General features: G+C 68.3%; 17 protein-coding genes. 15 read left to right on the top strand and 2 right to left on the bottom strand.

Going from position 1 to position 18,029, the window contains the following annotated elements:
* Position 1 precedes the first annotated feature (1 nt).
* The 12 genes from pcaB to ACAM57_RS11550 all read left to right on the top strand — a co-directional run bounded on the left by pcaB (position 2) and on the right by ACAM57_RS11550 (position 12,685).
* Positions 2-1,216: a 3-carboxy-cis,cis-muconate cycloisomerase gene (pcaB, locus tag ACAM57_RS11495; RefSeq protein ID WP_369661727.1), complete on the top strand. Its 1,215-nt coding sequence runs from the start codon at positions 2-4 to the stop codon at positions 1,214-1,216.
* Positions 1,213-1,644 (top strand): carboxymuconolactone decarboxylase family protein, encoded by a 432-nt coding sequence (locus ACAM57_RS11500; protein ID WP_126021869.1) that lies wholly within the window; start codon positions 1,213-1,215, stop codon positions 1,642-1,644. The genes pcaB and ACAM57_RS11500 overlap by 4 nt, the downstream gene beginning before the upstream one ends.
* Positions 1,641-2,876, top strand: a complete 1,236-nt coding sequence (locus ACAM57_RS11505; protein ID WP_369661728.1) for a Bcr/CflA family efflux MFS transporter — start codon at positions 1,641-1,643, stop codon at positions 2,874-2,876. Before ACAM57_RS11500 ends, ACAM57_RS11505 begins: the two co-directional genes overlap by 4 nt.
* Positions 2,873-3,637 (top strand): alpha/beta fold hydrolase, encoded by a 765-nt coding sequence (locus ACAM57_RS11510; RefSeq protein ID WP_369661729.1) that lies wholly within the window; start codon positions 2,873-2,875, stop codon positions 3,635-3,637. Before ACAM57_RS11505 ends, ACAM57_RS11510 begins: the two co-directional genes overlap by 4 nt.
* Before the next feature lie 134 nt (positions 3,638-3,771).
* Positions 3,772-5,649 carry a bifunctional sugar phosphate isomerase/epimerase/4-hydroxyphenylpyruvate dioxygenase family protein gene (locus tag ACAM57_RS11515; RefSeq protein WP_369661730.1) on the top strand — a complete coding sequence of 626 codons (1,878 nt, stop codon included), beginning with the start codon at positions 3,772-3,774 and terminating at the stop codon, positions 5,647-5,649.
* 80 nt (positions 5,650-5,729) lie between these two features.
* Positions 5,730-7,139 carry an MFS transporter gene (locus tag ACAM57_RS11520; protein WP_126021873.1) on the top strand — a complete coding sequence of 470 codons (1,410 nt, stop codon included), beginning with the start codon at positions 5,730-5,732 and terminating at the stop codon, positions 7,137-7,139.
* 63 nt (positions 7,140-7,202) lie between these two features.
* Positions 7,203-7,892: a DsbA family oxidoreductase gene (locus ACAM57_RS11525; RefSeq protein ID WP_126021874.1), complete on the top strand. Its 690-nt coding sequence runs from the start codon at positions 7,203-7,205 to the stop codon at positions 7,890-7,892.
* A 121-nt stretch (positions 7,893-8,013) separates the two neighbouring features.
* The gene (locus tag ACAM57_RS11530) at positions 8,014-8,496 is read left to right on the top strand and encodes a hypothetical protein (RefSeq protein WP_369661731.1); all 483 of its coding nucleotides are present in this window, start codon (positions 8,014-8,016) and stop codon (positions 8,494-8,496) included.
* A gap of 44 nt (positions 8,497-8,540) precedes the next feature.
* The gene (locus ACAM57_RS11535; RefSeq protein ID WP_369661732.1) at positions 8,541-10,106 is read left to right on the top strand and encodes a DUF1800 domain-containing protein; all 1,566 of its coding nucleotides are present in this window, start codon (positions 8,541-8,543) and stop codon (positions 10,104-10,106) included.
* Between the two features lie 25 nt (positions 10,107-10,131).
* The gene (locus ACAM57_RS11540) at positions 10,132-11,343 is read left to right on the top strand and encodes a DUF1501 domain-containing protein (RefSeq protein ID WP_369661733.1); all 1,212 of its coding nucleotides are present in this window, start codon (positions 10,132-10,134) and stop codon (positions 11,341-11,343) included.
* Between the two features lie 66 nt (positions 11,344-11,409).
* A complete protein-coding gene (locus ACAM57_RS11545; RefSeq protein WP_369661734.1) occupies positions 11,410-11,919 on the top strand; it encodes a hypothetical protein in 510 nt (169 codons plus the stop codon).
* A 37-nt stretch (positions 11,920-11,956) separates the two neighbouring features.
* Positions 11,957-12,685, top strand: coding sequence for a tRNA-uridine aminocarboxypropyltransferase (locus ACAM57_RS11550; RefSeq protein ID WP_184636852.1), 729 nt, complete (start codon positions 11,957-11,959; stop codon positions 12,683-12,685).
* 9 nt (positions 12,686-12,694) lie between these two features.
* Here the strand turns inward: ACAM57_RS11550 and ACAM57_RS11555 are convergent, their stop codons facing one another.
* On the bottom strand, positions 12,695-13,525 hold the full coding sequence (locus ACAM57_RS11555; protein ID WP_369661735.1) for an HDOD domain-containing protein: 831 nt from the start codon (positions 13,523-13,525) through the stop codon (positions 12,695-12,697).
* Between the two features lie 318 nt (positions 13,526-13,843).
* On the opposite strand from ACAM57_RS11555, the gene ACAM57_RS11560 reads away from it, so the two are divergent.
* Positions 13,844-15,217: an NHL repeat-containing protein gene (locus tag ACAM57_RS11560; RefSeq protein ID WP_369661736.1), complete on the top strand. Its 1,374-nt coding sequence runs from the start codon at positions 13,844-13,846 to the stop codon at positions 15,215-15,217.
* A 29-nt stretch (positions 15,218-15,246) separates the two neighbouring features.
* Here ACAM57_RS11560 and ACAM57_RS11565 read toward each other — a convergent pair whose 3' ends face one another.
* On the bottom strand, positions 15,247-16,194 hold the full coding sequence (locus ACAM57_RS11565) for a LysR substrate-binding domain-containing protein (RefSeq protein ID WP_369661737.1): 948 nt from the start codon (positions 16,192-16,194) through the stop codon (positions 15,247-15,249).
* A 135-nt stretch (positions 16,195-16,329) separates the two neighbouring features.
* On the opposite strand from ACAM57_RS11565, the gene ACAM57_RS11570 reads away from it, so the two are divergent.
* Positions 16,330-16,734 (top strand): RidA family protein, encoded by a 405-nt coding sequence (locus ACAM57_RS11570; protein ID WP_369661738.1) that lies wholly within the window; start codon positions 16,330-16,332, stop codon positions 16,732-16,734.
* 270 nt (positions 16,735-17,004) lie between these two features.
* A complete protein-coding gene (locus ACAM57_RS11575) occupies positions 17,005-18,021 on the top strand; it encodes a patatin-like phospholipase family protein (protein WP_369661739.1) in 1,017 nt (338 codons plus the stop codon).
* Positions 18,022-18,029: the final 8 nt, after the last annotated feature.

Below are 18,029 nucleotides of genomic sequence, written 5' to 3' on the forward strand. Positions count from 1 at the left end.
GATGAGCATTTTCGAAGGCTTCCTCTCCACATCCGAAACGCTCGGCGCCTTCAGCGACCGTGCCTTCGTCGACGCCATGCTGCGCTTCGAGGCCGCGCTGGCGCGCGCGCAGGCGGCCGAGGGGCTGATCCCCGAGAGCGCCGCGAACTCGATCGTCAGCAGTTGCAAGGTCGAGCTGTTCGACGTCGCCAAGATCGTGCGCGAGAGCGGCCGTGCCGGCAGCGTCGCGATCCCGCTGGTGAAGGCGCTGCGCGAGGCCGTGGCCCTGTTCAACGCCGAGGCCGCGCCCTTCGTGCATTTCGGCAGCACCAGCCAGGACGTGATCGACAGCGCGATGGCGCTGGTCACGCGCGAGGCGGTGGCGCTCGTCGAGGCCGACCTCGCCAAGGCCGCCGACGCGCTGCTGCGCCTGGCGGTGACGCATGCCGAGACGCCGATGCTCGCGCGCACGCTGATGCAGCCTGCCTCGGTCACCAGCTTCGGCTTCAAGTGCGCCGGCTGGGCCGCGCCGCTGGTGCGCAGCCGCATCCGCCTGCGCGATGCCGCGAAGCACGCGCTGCAGCTGCAGCTCGGCGGTGCCATCGGCACGCTGGCGCAGATGAAGGGGCAGGGCGCGGCCGTGCGCAAGCGCATGGCCAGGGAACTCGGCCTGGGCGACCCGGGCGCGACCTGGCACACGCAGCGCGACGAATGGGTGGCTCTCGGCTGCGAGCTGGGCCTCATGACCGGCAGCCTGGGCAAGATCGCGGTCGACATCTCGCTGCTCGGGCAGTACGAGGTCGGCGAAGTCACCGAGCCCAGCGAGCCGGGGCGCGGCGGCTCGTCGGCCATGCCACACAAGCGCAACCCGGTGGCCTCGATGGTGGCCATCGCCGCCGCGCACCGCGCGCCGCAGCGCGTGGCCGCGTTGCTCGGCGCCATGCCGCAGCAGCACGAACGCGCCCTCGGCGCCTGGCAGGCGGAGCTGGGCGAATGGCCGCAGCTGCTGATGTCGGCGCACGGCAGCGTGCGCGCGATGGCCGGCGCCTTGCCCGGCCTGCAGGTCGACGCCGCGCGCATGCGCGCCAACATCGACCGGCTGCGCGCCGAACTCCCGCGTGACGCGGCGGACGAATGGTTCGCCCCCGCGCTCGCCCACGAAGCCGGACAGACCGCGCTCGCCGAAGTGAAGGCGCTGCAGGCCCGGCTCGACGCACACAAGGAACTCTCCCAATGACCACCCCTGAAAATCCGCCCGTGGAACCCGGCGCCTATGAAGCCGGCCTCGTCAACCGCCGCCGCGTGCTCGGCGATGCCTGGGTCGACAAGTCGCTGGCCAACCGCAACGGCTTCAATGCCGAGTTCCAGGAGCTCATCACGCGCCATGCGTGGAACGACATCTGGGGCCGTCCCGCGCTGGGCGACAAGACGCGCCGCTTCATGGTGCTGTCGATGATGCTGGGCATCCACGCGTACGAAGAATTCGCGATGCACGTGCGTGCCGCGCTCGACGGCCCGCCCGAGTCGCGCCTCACGCCGGACGAGATCAAGGAAGTGATCATGATGGCTGCCATCTACTGCGGCGTGCCCGTGGCCAACCATGCCTTCGGCATCGCGACGGGGATCCTGCGCGAGAAGGGCCTGCTGCCGCCGCTGGCGCAGTGACTGTGCCGCCTGCTCCAGGTAGGGGGCGAACGAAGGGCCGCTTCGACGTCACCTTTGCGCTGCTGCTGCCGCTGCTCCTGGCGGCGCAGCCCGTAGCCACCGACAGCTATCTTCCCGCGCTCCCCGCCATCGCGAAGGAGCTCGGCTCGGCCAGCACCAGCCTCACGCTGTTCGTGCTGGCCTTCGGCTTTGCGCAGCTGCTGTGTGGTCCGCTGGCCGACCGCTTCGGGCGAAGGCCGGTGCTGCTGGCAGGGCTGGGCTGCTACGCGCTCGCGGCGCTGGGCGGTGCGTTCGCCGACAGCGTGGCGCTGCTCGCGGGGTGGCGCACGCTGCAGGGCTTCTCGATGGCGGCCATCCTGGTGTGCGCGCGCGCCGCGGTGCGCGACCTGTATCCGGCGCACGAGGGCCCGCACGTGATGGCGCGCGGCCTCACGGGGCTGGGCATGGTCGGGCTGATGGCGCCGCTGCTGGGCGCGTGGCTGGTGCAGGGCGCCGGCTGGCGCTGGGTGATGGCGGCCATGGCGCTCTATGCCGCCGTCCTGTTCGCGATGTGCTGGCGCTCGTTCGGCGAGACGCGCCGGCCGCTGGGCGAGGGCGAGTCGTCCGCGCCGCGCGGCAGCACGCGCGCGGTGTTCGCGAGCCGTTCGTTCCGCGCCTGGGCTTCGGTCGCGGCGACCACCTACGGCGGCCTGTTCTGCTTCCTGCTGCTTTCGCCGATGGTCTACATCGGCTACCTGGGCTGGTCGCCCGCCTGGTACGGCTGGATCCCGGCCGGCGGCTCGCTGGTCTACATCTTCAGCACCACCATGTGCCGCAGCCTGCTGCGGCGCTACGGGCCCGTGCGCACGGTGAAGCTCGGCGCGTCGCTGAGCCTGGCCGGCGCCACCATCCAGGCGCTGGGCTGCTGGCTCATGCCGCTGAGCGCGGTGCCGCTGCTGTTCGGCCACGCCGTCTACTGCCTGGGCCACGGCATCCACCAGCCCTGCGGGCAGGCGGGCGCGGTGGGCGACCTGCCGCACCTGGCGGGCCGCGCCGTGTCGTGGTCCGGCTTCGGCATGATGATGGTCGCGTTCTGCGCGGGACAACTGGCCGCGCGCTTCGTCGATGCCGATTATTCCAACGGCGCCTGGCCGATGGTCGTGCCCATGCTGCTGGCCGGCAGCGTGCTGGTGGCGATCGCGTTCTTCTGGCTGCCGCGTCTGCAACACCCGAAAAAGGAAACCACACCATGACCCGTTTGAATGTCGTTCGCGAGGGCGATGGCCCCATCGTCGTGCTCAGCCATGCGCTCGGCTGCGACCTGAGCATGTGGGACGGCGTGGCCGCGCAACTCTCGCGCGCCCACACGGTGCTGCGCTACGACCACCGCAACCATGGCGCCTCGGAGGTGCTGCCCGGCGAGCTGCGCATCGAGACGCTGGCGCAGGACGCGGCCGAGCTCATCCACCGGGAGGCCGGCGGCGAGCCGGTGCACTTCGTCGGCCTGTCGATGGGCGGCATGACGGCTCAGGCGCTGGCGGTGCGCCACCCCGAGCTGCTGAAGACGATCGTGATCGCCAATTCGGCCGCGCATTACCCCGACCAGACGCCCTGGCGCACGCGCGTCGAGACGGTGGCCGCCAGGGGCGTGGCTGCCATCGCCCCCGGTGCGGTGTCGCGCTGGATCACGCCGGCCTGGGCCGCCACGCCGGAAGGCGCGGAAGCCGCGAAGAAGCTGCACGACGTGCTGGTGCGCACCGACGCGCAGGGCTACATCGAAAGCTGCAATGCGGTCGCCGCCATCGACTTCCGCGAGAGCAACCACCGCGTCGCCGTGCCCACGCTCGTCATCGGCGGGCTGCAGGACGAGGCCACGCCGATGGCGATGTCACAGGCCATGGCCACGGCCATTCCGCATGCCCGTCTGGAGACCATCGACGCCGCGCACCTGAGCGCCGTAGAGCGGCCGGAGGAATTTGCGCGGCTGCTGATCGATTTCTGGCGCAGCCTTTGAGCGGCCGGAGCCGGGCGGGCGGCCTAGGTGTATCCCGTATTTCGTGCGAATAACGGTTGAGTGTGATCGATGATCGATCAAAACGGCTCTGAATAGATTGTGACGACGCCCGGGTGTTCCTAAAGTCCACCCCCATGCATCGCTCCATCGCCACCGTCTCGCTCAGCGGCACGCTCCGCCAGAAGCTCGAAGCCGTCGCCGCCGCCGGCTTCGACGGCATCGAGCTGTTCGAGGCCGACTTCATCAACTTCAAGGGCACGGCCGCCGAACTGGGCCGCATCGCCGGCGACCTGGGCCTGAGCATCGACCTGTACCAGCCGTTTCGCGACTTCGAAGGCATGCCCGAGGCGCAGTTCCGCCGCAGCCTGGAGCGCGCCGAGCGCAAGTTCGACCTGATGCAGGCCATGGGCGCGCCGACGATGCTGTGCTGCTCCAACACCTCGCCGCTGTCCGTCAACGACCCTTCGCTGGCGGCCGCCCAACTGCACGAACTGGCCGAGCGCGCCGCGCGCCGCAACCTGCGCGTGGGCTTCGAGGCGCTGGCCTGGGGCCGCCACACCTGGCTTTACGGCCAGGCCTGGGAGATCGTGAAGCAGGCGAACCACCCGCACCTGGGGCTGATCCTCGACAGCTTCCACACGCTCTCGCTGAAGGACGACCCGGCCGGCATCGCCGCCATTCCGGGCGACAAGATCTTCTTCCTGCAGATGGCCGACGCGCCGCTGCTATCGATGGACGTGCTGCAGTGGGCGCGCCATCACCGCTCGTTCCCGGGGCAAGGCGACTTCGACGTGGTCGGCTTCTTCGAGCAGGTGCTGCACGCCGGCTACACCGGGCCGCTGTCGCTGGAAATTTTCAACGACATCTTTCGCGAGACGCCGAACCGCCGCACCGCGGTGGACGCGATGCGCTCGCTGCTGTACCTGGAGAGCGAAGCGCGCCAGCGCCTCGCCAAGCCGGCAGTGTCGCAGCAGGTGACGCTGTTCGACCCGCCGCCGGTGCCCGCGCTCTCGGGCCTTTCGTTCATCGAGTTCGCGGCCGACGAGGCTTCGGCCGCGACGCTGGCAACGCTGGTGAAGCAACTGGGCTTCCGCCGCATCGGCAGGCACCGCTCCAAGGCGGTGACGCTGTACCGCCAGGGTGAGATCAACCTGATCGTCAATGCGCAGCCCGATTCCTTCGCGCGAGAGCGCTTCGAGGCGCACGGCACTTCGGTGTGCGCGCTGGGCGTGCGCTGCGGCGATCCGCTGGCTGCGGTGGGCCGCGCCACCGCCATGCGCTCGCAGCGGCACGACAGTCCGGTCGGGCCCAACGAACTGCGTGTGCCGGCCATCGTGGCGCCGGGCGGCAACCTGATCCATTTCGTGCCCGAGGCGCTGGGCGCCAACGGCCTGTACGAGGCCGACTTCATCCTCGAAGACCAGGGCGCCGGCGCCAACGACGCGGGCCTGCAGCGCATCGACCACGTGGCGCTGGGCCTGGCTCTCGACCAGCTCGACACCTGGGTGCTGTTCACGCGCGCCGTGCTCGGCCTGGAGCCCGGCGAGAGCCTGGAGCTGGCCGACCCCTTCGGCCTGATCCGCAGCCGCGGCGTCGCCAATGCCGAGCGCAGCCTGCGGCTGGTGCTCAACGTGTCGCTGAGCCAGCGCACCCGCACCGCGCGCACGCTGAGCGTGACCGGCGGTGGCGCGGTGCACCACATCGCGCTGAGCTGCTCCGACATCTTCGAGACGGCCGCGAAGCTGCGCGCCAACGGCACGCGCTTCGTTCCCATTTCCGACAACTACTACGACGACCTGGCCACGCGCATCGACGTCGAGCCCGCGCTGCTTTCGCGCATGCGCGAGGCGGGCGTGCTCTTCGACCGCTCGCCCGCCGGCGACTACCTGCACATCTATACCGAGAGCTTCGAGGGCGGACTGTTCTTCGAGGTCGCGCAGCGCGTGGGCGACTACGACGCCTACGGCGCCCTCAATGCGCCGGCGCGCATGGCATCGCAGGCACAGGACTGACAGGCCCGCCGGCGCATCGACAGATCGATTGACCGACAGAGAGCTGATTTCTTTTTTCACGTCACCACTGGAGACAACACATGGCAAGCAACACAGCCCGTGAGCCGCAAGGCAGGCACCAGTCGAGGAAGGCCGCGGCAAGCGGCTGGATCGGCTCGGCGCTGGAGTACTACGACTTCTTCATCTACGCCACCGCGGCGGCGCTGATCTTTCCGCAGATATTCTTTCCCAAGGGCGACCCGACGACGGCCATCGTCGCCTCGCTCGCGACCTACGGCGTGGGCTACGTGGCACGCCCCATCGGCGCCTTCGTGCTCGGCCACTGGGGCGACACGCACGGGCGCAAGCAGGTGCTGGTGCTTTGCATGTTCCTGATGGGCTTCTCCACCGTGGCCGTCGGCCTGCTGCCGACCTACGACCAGGTCGGCCTGCTGGCACCGGTGCTGCTGGTGCTGCTGCGCCTGGTGCAGGGCTTCGCGGTGGCGGGCGAGATCTCGGGCGCGAGCTCGATGATTCTTGAACATGCTCCATTCGGGCGACGCGGCTTCTTCGCGAGCTTCACGCTGCAGGGCGTGCAGGCCGGCCAGATCCTGGCGGCCGCCGTGTTCCTGCCGCTCGCGCACTACATGCCGGAGGACGCGTTCAACTCCTGGGGCTGGCGCATTCCGTTCCTGCTGAGCTTCCTGGTGATCGTGGCGGGCTACATCATCCGCCGCGAGGTGGACGAGACCCCGGCCTTCGCCGAAGTCGACAAGAAGGGTGAAACTGCCAAGGCGCCGATCATCCAGGCCTTCACCGACAGCTGGGCCGACATGCTGCGCGTGGTGTGCATGGCGCTGATGAACGTCATTCCGGTGGTGGCCACTGTGTTCGGCGCGGCCTACGCCGTGCAGGCCGCCTACGGCATCGGCTTCCAGAAGGACGTGTACCTGTGGATCCCGGTGCTCGGCAACATCCTGGCCGTGATCGTCATCCCGTTCGTGGGCAACCTGTCGGACCGCATCGGCCGCCGCCCGCCGATCATCGTCGGCGCGCTGGTCTCGGGCCTGCTGTCGTTCGTGTACCTGTACGCCATCAGCATCCGCAACGTGCCGCTGGCCATCTGCATGTCGCTGCTGATGTGGGGCGTGATCTACCAGGGCTACAACGCGACCTTCCCGAGCTTCTATCCGGAGCTGTTCCGCACCCGCAACCGCGTCTCGGCCATGGCCATCTCGCAGAACATCGGCACCACCTTCACCGCGCTGCTGCCGGCGCTGTTCGCCGCCGTCGCGCCTCCGGGCTCGACCAACGTGTGGTTCACCGTGGGTGCCATCACCTTCGCGGTGACGGTGCTCGCCGCCCTGGCCGCCTTCAGCGCCCGCGAAACCTACCGCATCCACATGCGCGACCTTGGCGACCCGAACGCCGTGCCGGTCGACAAGCAGGAATACGACCGCATGCGCGAGCAGACGCTGCAGGACGCGCGCCTGGCAAAGGCCGCGGCCTGAGGGGCGCTCGCAGGCGAAGACCTTTCGCCTGCCAAGGGTTGTGGCGCCGGGAAGAATGGCGCCATGACCTCCACATCCTCCCCCTCCCGCCTCAAGATCGACTTCGTTTCCGACGTGTCCTGTCCCTGGTGCGCCATCGGCCTGAGTTCGCTCGAGGCGGCGCTCGGGAAGGTGGCTCCGGAGATCACCGCGGAACTGCACTTCCAGCCCTTCGAGCTCAATCCGCAGATGCCGCCCGAAGGCCAGGACACCTTCGAGCACCTCAACCAGAAGTACGGCTCCACGCGCGAGCAGCAGGCGCAGTCGCGCGAGATGATTCGCCAGCGCGGCGCGGCTGTTGGTTTCGAGTTCAGCCCCGAAGGCCGTCCGCGCGTCTACAACACCTTCGATGCCCATCGGCTGCTGCACTGGGCCGAGCTGGAAAGCCCGGCCAAACAAGCGGCGCTGAAGAAGCTGCTGCTGAAGGCCTACTTCACCGACAGCCAGAACCCTTCCGACCACGAGGTGCTGGTGCGTGCCGCCACCGAAGCGGGGCTCGACGCGGCCCGTGCCCGGCAGATCCTGGACAGCGACGAGTTCGCGCAGGAAACCCGCGAACGCGAGCGCATGTACACCGACGCCGGCATCCACTCGGTGCCCGCGATCATCATCAACGACCGGCATCTCATTTCAGGCGGCCAGCCCGTCGAAGTGTTCGAGCGGGCCCTGCGCCAGATTGCCGGCGCTGCACCTTCGGGCCTTGCCACAGCCTGACTTAGCTGGCGCTTAGGCGCCAGCTTTGCGCAGCGTTACGACGGTAAAGACCGTCAACCCGAAGCGGGCTCCGGCGGTTGAGGAGGCGTCCCTGAACCACTGTCACACAGGAGCCCCGAAGATGAAGAAGAAAAGCCTAATCGCCGCGCTTGCCCCCTTATTCGCTCTTTTGGCCGCGGCTTCGCTGCCTGCACTGGCGGACGAATACGGCAGGCACCCGTTCTACCTCCACGCCTTGTCCGACCTGCGCACCGCGGCCTGGAAAGTGGAGCACCGCCGCCCCGAGGACGGACAGGTCTCGCGCGACGAGCAGGTGGTGATCGACGAGATCCACGCCGCCATCGGCGACCTGCAGCATGCCGCGTGGCTCGACGGCAAGCCCGTCGAATGGCGCGAGCCCACCGATGCATGGCTGCCGCGCGAAGGCCGCCTGCACGCGGCGGTCGACCTGTTGCGCAAGGTTCATTCCGATGTGGCGCGCGAGGAAGACGACCCGCGCTCGCGGCCGTATCAGCAGCGCGGCCTCGAGCATGTCGACCTCGCGCTTTCCACCGCGCAGCACGCCATCGGCGATGTCCGCCGCCACGACCTGCGCAGGGAGTGAGGGCGGTGCCGGCCACAGCTGTTTCGCCGATCTTCTCTTTCCCGATGCGGCGCGCATCGATGGCGCTTGGCGCCTGCGCGCTGGCGCTGCTCGCGGCCTGCGCAACCGCGCCCGGAGACCATCGGCCGCTGGTTTCGGTGTCGCTGCCTTCGCAGCAAGTGGAGGAGGCCACGCGGCTGCGCTGGCTCGACCGCGTGAGCTGGGGCGCCAATGCGAGCAGCGACGCGCAGCTCGCGAAGCGCGGCCTCCCGCTGTGGATGCGCGATCAGCTCAACCCGCGCCCCGCGCCGCTGCCTGCGGCCGCGCAGGCGCAGATCGACGCGATGGAAATCTCGCGCACGCCGCTCGACCAGCTCGTCACCGGGCTCGACGCGCAGCGCAAGGCGGCCGATGCGCTGCCCGACGAAGACCAGAAGAAGGCCGCGCGGCAGGCCTACCAGCAGCACCTCAACGCGCTGGTGCGCGAGGCGCAGCAGCGCTTCGTGCTGCGCGCCCTCTACTCGCCCAACCAACTGCAGGAGCAGATGACCTGGTTCTGGATGAACCACTTCAACGTCAACCTGCGCAAGGACAACATCCGCGCGATGGTGGGCGACTATGAGGAGAACGCCATCCGCCCGCACGCGCTCGGCAGGTTCCGCGACCTGCTCGGCGCCACGCTGCACCACCCGGCGATGCTGCGCTACCTCGACAACGCGCAGAACGCCGCCAACCGCATCAACGAGAACTACGCGCGCGAGCTGATGGAGCTGCACACGCTGGGCGTCGGTGGCGGCTATTCGCAGGCCGACGTGCAGGAGCTGGCACGCGTGCTCACCGGCGTGGGCGTGAGCTACCAGCCGCTCGATGCGCCGCCGCCGAACGTGCGGCCGGCGGTGCGTGCCGACTATGTGCGCAAGGGCCTCTTCGAGTTCAACCCGAACCGGCACGACTACGGCCCGAAGACGCTGCTGGGACAGCCCATCCAGAGCCGCGGGCTGGCCGAGGCCGACGAGGCGCTCGACCGCCTCGCGCGCGCGCCGGCCACCGCGCGCTTCGTCTCGCGCAAGCTGGCCGTGTACTTCGTCGCCGACGATCCGCCGCAGGCGCTTGTCGACCGCATGGCTGCGGCCTTCACGCGCAGCGACGGCGACATCGCCGTCACGCTGAAGGCGCTGTTCGAGTCACCCGAGTTCTCGGCTTCGCTGGGCCGCAAGTTCCGCGATCCGGTGCACTACGTGATGGCCGGCGTGCGCCTTGCGTACGACGACCGCGTGGTCGCCAACGTGAACCCGATGCTCGGCTGGATCAACCGCATGGGCGAGCAGCTCTACGGCCACGAGACGCCCGACGGCTATCCGCTCAACGAGGCCGCATGGGCCAGCGCGGGGCAGATGAACACCCGCTTCGAGATCGCGCGCGCCATCGGCGCGAACGGCGTGGTGCTCTTCCGCGCGGACGACAAGGCACCGCTGGAGAAGCCCGCCTTCCCCCCGCTGGCCGATTCGCGCGCGGTGCGCACGATGCAGGCCGGCATGAGCGCGGACACGCGCGAGGCGCTGGCGCAGGCGAAGACCCCGCAGGAATGGAACACCTTCCTGCTGGCCTCGCCCGAGCTGATGCGGCGATAGAACAGCAAGGAAGAGGGTATCCGTCATGCAACGTCGAGAACTCCTGAAACTCGCGGCGGCCGTGCCGTTCGCGGGCACCGCCGCCAAGGTGATGGCCGCGCCGGCCGCCGAAGGCGCCAAGCTGCTGGTCGTGTTCCTGCGCGGCGCCTACGACTGCAGCAACCTGCTCGTGCCCACGGGCAGCGACTTCTACTACGCCTCGCGTCCCAACATCGCCATCGCACGGCCCGGTTCGCCCAATGGCGCGCTGCCGCTGGACGGCAGCTGGGGCCTGCACCCCGCGCTGGCGCAGAGCGTGCTGCCGATGTTCCAGCAGAAGCAGGCGTCCTTCGTCGCCTTCGCCGGTACCGACGACCTCACGCGCAGCCACTTCGAGACGCAGGACTCCATCGAGCTCGGGCAAGCGCTCGACAAGCGCCGCGACTACCGCTCGGGCTTTCTCAACCGGCTGGCCGGCGTGCTCGGCGCGGGGCCCGTCACCGACGTGTCGCCCATCGCCTTCACCGACCAGCTGCCGATCTCGATGCGCGGCAACGCCAAGGCCGCCAACATGGCGCTGGCCGGCAATGCGCGTTCGGGCATCGACGCGCGGCAGAGCCAGGTCATCGCGTCCATGTACCGCAATACCACGCTGGCCCAGCCCGTAGCCGAGGGCTTCCAGGTGCGCGACGAAGTCATGCGCGCGGTGCAGGCCGAGATGGACGCAGCCAGCCGCAACGCCATGTCCGCCAAGGGCTTCGAGCTGGTGGCGCGCCGCATGGCCTTGCTGATGCGCGACCGCTTCGACCTCGGCTTCGTCGACGTCGGCGGCTGGGACACCCACGTGGGGCAGGGCGGTGCCACCGGCTACCTCGCCAACCGTTTCGAAGAACTGGGCCGGGGCGTCGCCGGCTTCGCGCAGGAGATGGGCGACGACGCATGGCGCCAGACGGTGGTGGTCGTCATCAGCGAGTTCGGCCGCACCTTCCGCGAAAACGGCAACCGCGGCACCGACCACGGCCACGGCACCGTCTACTGGGTGCTCGGCGGCGGCCTCTCGGCGCAGGCCGGCGGGCGCGTGGTGGGCGAGCAGCAGGCGCTGACGCAGGCGACGCTGTTCCAGAACCGCGACTATCCGGTGCTCAACGAGTACCGGGCGGTGTTCGGCGGGTTGTTCCAGCGGATGTACGGGCTGTCGCCGGCGCAGCTGGGGCGGGTGTTCGAGGGCGTGGCGCCGAAGGACTTGCGGCTGGTCTAGCGGCGTCGGCTCCAAGGCGGCATGAGCCATGATCCGGGCTGATACAGGACGGATCGGGAAAGAAACATGGCCGTGATCGCCGAACACCTGCGAATGTCCGAGCTGCAGCGGCTCGGAGCATCCGCCCCGCTGATGCAGCTGGCTGCCGGCCAGTGCATCCACGAGGCGTTGCGGGACTCCTGCCTGGGACCGCCGTTCTACGTCTACAACGGCGCGGACGTGCCCGAAGGGCCCACGCTGGTTCCGCTGTGGGACCACGGCAGCAGGGTCTGCGGCCTCCGGGCAGCGGAGGGCAGCCTGGAGTTCATCGAGTTCAGCATCGAATTGCCTCAGGACTTCGAAAGGGTCGCCGGCACCGAGCAGGGCTTCTGGACGACGCGCTTCGACTTCCTCTACGAATGCGACCTGTCCGATGAAGTGCTGCGCGACACCGCCGGAGTGGTCGGATTCCGCTTCCTGGAGCGGTACCTGACGGCGAGGGAAGCTTTCGAGGAGCAGCTGGGCAGCTTTAGCGCCCATCGGGCGTGGCTTCAGGAGCTGGTCGCCGGCATCGACCGGGACGCCGCTTCAGCCTGATCGCAGGGCGGGCTGCAACACCGCCGAGAATCCCCGCATGCCTCACGCCGTTTCCCTTCTTCGCGCCGCACGGCTGGCGCGAAGCGCCAAGCCTTTTCTTGCCCGTGGCGGCTTCAAGCGCGAGCGTTGTGCGGGCTGCCGGCTGGTGCCCAGCCACTGCATGTGCGCCATCCGCCCGTCGGTCGCAACGCGCGCGGGCGTCTGCCTGATCATGGCGGACATCGAACCGCTCAAGCCCACCAACACCGGCTGGCTGGTCGCCGACGTGGTGGCCGACACCTTCGCCTTCGGCTGGGCCCGCACCGAGGTCGATCCTGCGCTGCTGGCGCTGCTGAACGACCCGCAATGGCAGCCCTACGTGGTGTTTCCGGGACAGTACGCGCAGCCGGAGCGGGTGGTGCTGGGCGTGGAGCCGCCCGCTGCGAAGCGCCCGCTCTTCATCCTGTTCGACGCGACATGGGCCGAGGCGCGCAAGATGTTCCGCAGGAGCCCGTACCTCGACCGGCTGCCGGTGCTGAGCCTTCGCCCGGAGCAGATCACGCAGTACAAGCTGCGCAACTCAGGCCGCGAAGACCACTTCTGCACCAGCGAGGTCGCCGCGATGTGCCTGAACCTGGCAGGCGAGCATGCGGCAGGGCAGACGCTCGAAGCCTATCTGCCGGTGTTCTCGCACCACTATCTGCGCGCGAAGAACCAGCAGCCCGTTGAGTGGGACGGTGCCGAGCACCAGCGGTTGCGCGAGGTGGTCGCCGCGCAGGCCTCGTGACGGCCGCCGTCAGGCGATCATCGATTCGAGTTCCGCCGCCAGTTCGCGCGGCGCAGGCATTTCCTGGACGATGTCCTCGGTGATGCCGGCAGCGATGGCCGACTGGCTCGGCCAGACGCCGCCCAGATTGCCCAGGTCCACGCCCTGGCGCTCCAGCGCCACGCGCCACACGGCCAGGTGCAGAACGCCGCCGAGTGCGTCGGCATGCTCCGACTTGTCGGGGCTCACGAAGCTCGAAAGCCCGCCGACCAGGTCGGGCGCGAAGCCCCAGCGCTGCGCCAGCGAGGCGCTCACGTCGCCGTAGTGGTAGCCGAACTCGACCAGCTCCAGCTGCGCGCGCCCCAGCGCCTCGAAGGGATGGAGGGCGTTCAGCGCGGCGATCCGGCCCGGCATCGCCTGGGCCATGATCAGGTGGCCGATGGCATGCATGCTGCCCGCGGTGAACGCCAGGTTGGGGTCCACGTGCCGGGTCTTGGAAGCCAGATACCGCGACGCAGAAGCCACGCGCAGGCTGTGGGCCCAGAACGCCGGGAGGCTGACGCCTTCCACCTTCCTGAAGGCGCCCGCCAGGCCCGAACTCACCACCACCGAGCGGATCGCCGAGAGCCCGAGCATCAGGATCGCGCCCTGGATCGAGGAAATCTTGCGCCGCAGCCCGAAGAGTGGCGAATTGATCATCTGCAGCACCTTGGCCGCCAGCACCTGGTCGAGTTCGATGCGGTGAGCGACCGCCGAGAAGGACACGTCGTCGTCCCTCAGCATCTCCATCAGGTCGGACACCACCCTCGGAACAGTGGGCAGCGACTCGTCATTGGCAAAGAGTTCGTCGAGTGTCTTCATGGCGCTGGGAGGTGTTATTGCCTTTGTATGCAATGGATTTTCCTCCAGTGCACGCTCCAGTGGGCCCCCGGTTTGCGCCAATCCGTCATTTCTACGGAATCCGGTAGGCATCGAGGGCTGGCGCGCGCCATACCCAATTTCGGCTATGGCAGATGAGTCAAAAAGATAACAAGATCTAACAATCTGATACGTCCAGGCCAGCTGGAGGGCTCCGGCGACAGATGGATTCGCGCTTTCCTGTTTGTGCGAATCCGCAGAAAACCAAAGAGGCAGAGGATGTTCCTGAATAGAGTGAGTTCTTGTGGGCGCCGCGGCGCCGTGGCTGGCGCAATCGTGCTGCTGGCCTCCTGCGGCGGTGGCGGCGGAGGTGGTGGCGCAACGGGCTTCGTACCCTTCGTACCCTTCGTGCCCTCCGTTCCACCGGCCCAGACGCCGGAACCCCCTGTCGTCGTGAAGCACACGGTCGGCGGCACCGTCAGCGGCCTTGCCGGCAGCGTGGTGCTCCAGAACAACGCGGGTGACGACCTGAAGCTCACGGCCGACGGCAAGTTCACTTTTGCGACCGCGATCGCCGAAGGCTCGGCCTACGAGGTCAGCGTGCGCACCCAGCCGCTTTGGCAGTTCTGCACCGTGACAATGGGCAGCGGCAAGGTTTCGGCCGACGTGGCCGACGTCGCGGTCGCCTGTTCGGCGGCACAGGCGCAGGTGTCGGTGTTCGCCGGCTCCGGCGCCGCGGGCTCCGCTGTCGGAGCCGGCCCTGCCGCATCGTTCTCGCTGCCCTACGGCATCGTCTTCGACAAGGACAGGAACCTGTTCGTCTCCGATGTGCAAACGGGGCTCCTGCGCAAGATCACGCCTGCGGGCGAGACCACGACCATCGCGGGCGGGGGCAGCTTCAACGGCCCGGTGGACGGCAACGGCCCGGCCGCGTACTTCGACGGCCTCGGCGGCATCGCGCTGGACGTCGACGGCAACATCTACGCGACCGAGCTCAGCGGCAATCGAATCCGCAAGATCACGCCGTCGGCCGACGTGACCACCTTCGCGGGCGACGGCGCGAGAAGGACGCTCGACGGCAACGGCACCGCCGCTTCGTTCGCGGGTCCGGCGGGATTGGTCCGCGATGCCACCGGCAACATCTACGTGAGCGAGTACTACAGCCACGTCATCCGCAAGATCACCCCCGCCCGCGACGTCACCACAATCGCCGGCACCCCGAACCTGCCGGGTTTCGCCGACGGCACCGGCGCTGCGGCCCTCTTCAGCGGGCTCTACAGCATGGCGATGGACAAGGACGGCAACCTCTACGCCGCGGACAGTCGCAACAACCGGATCCGCAAGATCACGCCCGGTGGCGTCGTCACGACTCTCGCCGGCTCCGGCACGAGCGGCTCGGCCGACGGCCCCGGCGATACCGCTTCCTTCAATGCGCCGGGCGGCGTCGCGCTGGACGGCGACGGCAACGTCTACGTGGCCGACACGGGCAACAATCTTCTGCGCAGGATCACGCGAGCGGGCGTGGTCTCCACGCTGGCCGGCCAGGCGGGAATGACCGGAGCGCAGAACGGCATAGGCTCCGCCGCCAGGTTCAAGCAGCCCTATGGCGTGGTCGTGGACGCCGACGGAACGCTGTACATCGCCGACACGTTCAACAATCTGATCCGCAAGGTCACGCCGGTGCCGGCGTCCTGAAGAAGATTCTTTCTTCCTCTTCTTCTGTCTCAGCGGCTTCTCGCCGGCCCCGAGCGCAGGGGCCGGCCCGCAACCGGCGCATGCCGCGCCATCAGCTCCGCCACCCAATCGATGAACACCCGCAGCTTCGCGCTGACATGCCGGTTCGGCGGAAACGCCACGTACAGCGGCATCGGGTCGAAGCTCCAGCCCTCGAAGAGCGGCACCAGCTCGCCGCTGGGCAGGTGCACCTTCGCCATGTAGTCGGGCAGCCAGAGCACTCCAAGACCCGCCAACCCAGCCGCGAGATACGCGTTGCCGTCGTCGACCGATAGCACGTACCGCCCCTGCACCTCGATGCGTTCGCCATCGCGATACATGGCGTACGGAAAGGTCTTGCCGTTGCGCGACCACAGGAAGCCGACGATGCGGTGGTGCGTGTCTTCCAGCTCGCGCGGATCGGAGGGCGTGCCGGCGCGCTCCAGGTAGCTGGGCGCGGCATACACGCCCAGCTGCAGGTCGCCCACGCGGCGCGCCATGAGCGACTGGTCGGTGAGTTCGCCGCCGCGCACCACGCAGTCGACGTTCTCGCCGATCAGGTCGACCATGCGGTCGCTCACGCCCATGTCGAGCTGGATGTCGGGGTAGCGCGCGTGGAACGCGGGCAGCGCCGGCACCAGGATCATCCGGGCCAGCGGGCTGGGCACGTCCACGCGCAGGCGGCCTCTGGGAGAGGCTGATGCGCCCGAGAGGCTGGTCTCGGCGTCGTCCATGTCCGCCAGCAGGCGCACCACGCGCTCGTAGTAGGCGGCGCCGTCGGCCGTGAGGCCGACCTTGCGCGTGGTCCGGTTGAGCAGCTTCACGCGCAGCCTCGCTTCGAGCTGCTGCACCAGCTGGGTCACGCTGGTCTTGCTCGTGTGAAGCGTCTCGGCCGCCTTGGTGAAGCTGCCTGCTTCCACCACGCGGGCGAAGGCCTGCATTGCGTCGAAACGGTCCATGGTGCTGTTCCTGAGTTGCCGATTGTTTGGATTCCCCAAACAGTCATTGTCGGCATTGCCCGTTTATCGGCGCGGCGCGAATTCCTAAAGTCCCTTCATCGCATTCATTGAAGAAGAGAGAAAGGAAAGCATTCCATGGCCAAACGCGACGTCGTCTTCCCGCCCGGGCGCCAGGCGCTCTACGAAAAGAACCGTTATTCGCCCGCAGTCCGCTCCAACGGATTCCTGTTCGTGTCGGGGCAGGTCGGCAGCCGCGAAGACGGCTCGCCCGAGCCCGACCTCGAAGCGCAGGTGCGGCTCGCCTTCAAGAACCTGAACGCGGTGCTGGGCGCCGCCGGCTGCACCTTCGACGACGTGGTGGACGTCACCGTCTTCATCGTCGACCCCGAGGCGAACTTCGAGAAGGCCTGGAAGATCGTGCCGGAGTTCTGGGGCGATGCGCCGCATCCCACGCTGACCGGCATCGGCGTGACCTGGCTCTACGGCTTCAAGTTCGAGATCAAGGTGATCGCGAAGCTGCCCGGCAACGGCGAAGGCTGAATCGCTCGCGAAGCCGAAGCGGAGGAATGACGACTTTCTTTGTATGGAGACTGCTGAACAGAGCCCGAACCTCACTTGTTCAAGTGATGCACCGCCCCGCGAATTGACCCACATTCCGCCCTGAGATCCGTGGCTATCGATCGTTCGGCGTGGGGAACGATCACTTCATCGCATCAGCAATCCCCCGCATTGAAAGTCCCGGCGCCTTCGATGGAAAGAGGGCGCCTTGCGTCCATTCATCCATCCATCCACTCGAGCAAGGAGCACGGCATGTCTTTCAAGATTCTCTGCTGCGACGGCGGCGGCATTCGTGGCGTCATCACGGCGCTGTTGATCCAGGACCTGGACAAGAGCTTCGGCATCGTCGCGGGCGCGAACGGCTTTGCCGGCACGTCCACCGGCGGGCTGATCTCGCTCGGGCTGGTGAACGGCGTGGCCATCGGCGACATCGTGAACGTCTACGAGAACGACGGCGCCACCATCTTCAAGCCCAACGGCTGGCTGCTGGACGCGCAGGCCAGGCAGCAGGACAGGGCCCCGGCGCAGTCGACGGCAGAACTGCTGGGCAGCGGCCCGGGCATCTTCGAGTGCCAATACGTCAACACCGGCCTGCAGTCGATCGCGCAGCAACTGGTGGGCAGCGGCCCGCTGTCGTCGGCGAGCCGCTTCGTGGCCGTCAACTCCGCGCGGCTGTGGGACCCGAGCCAGAACAGTTGGGAGCCCTGCACCATCTCCAACGGACCGAGCAATGCCTATCGCGGCATCAGCATGGTGGACGCCGCGCTGGCCACCTCGGCCGCGCCGACCTACTTCCCTCCGTACCAGGTGGGCAGCTACGGCTATTTCGCCGACGGCGGCACCTTCGCCAACAACCCGTCGATGACGGCGATGGTGGAGGCGATCTACCAGGGCTACGCGAGCGGCACGTCCGACATCTTGATGCTCTCGCTCGGCACCGGCGTGAACCCGGTGGGCATCTCGCCAAGCTCGGTGTCGAATCCGCTGGACTGGGGCGTCACGCACTGGCTGTGGCCCTTCAGCGATGGAACGGTGCCGGCGACCGCGCTGCTCAACCTCACCATGGACGCCACCGCCGAACTGGCGGCGATCCAGGCCGGCCAGATGCTCGGCGGCAACTACATGCGAGGCAACGTGCCGCTGGCGCAGCCCTTCGGACTGGACGACTACAAGAACGTCGGCGAGCTGGTGAGCGCGACGCAGAACTACATCAAGGACTCGCCCGAGTGGGCGAAGGTGCGCAACTGGGTGGAGGCGAACTGGACGTGAGCCGGCCT

Origin of the sequence: Variovorax sp. V15, from assembly GCF_041154425.1 — a bacterium.
GTDB lineage: Bacteria > Pseudomonadota > Gammaproteobacteria > Burkholderiales > Burkholderiaceae_C > Variovorax > Variovorax guangxiensis.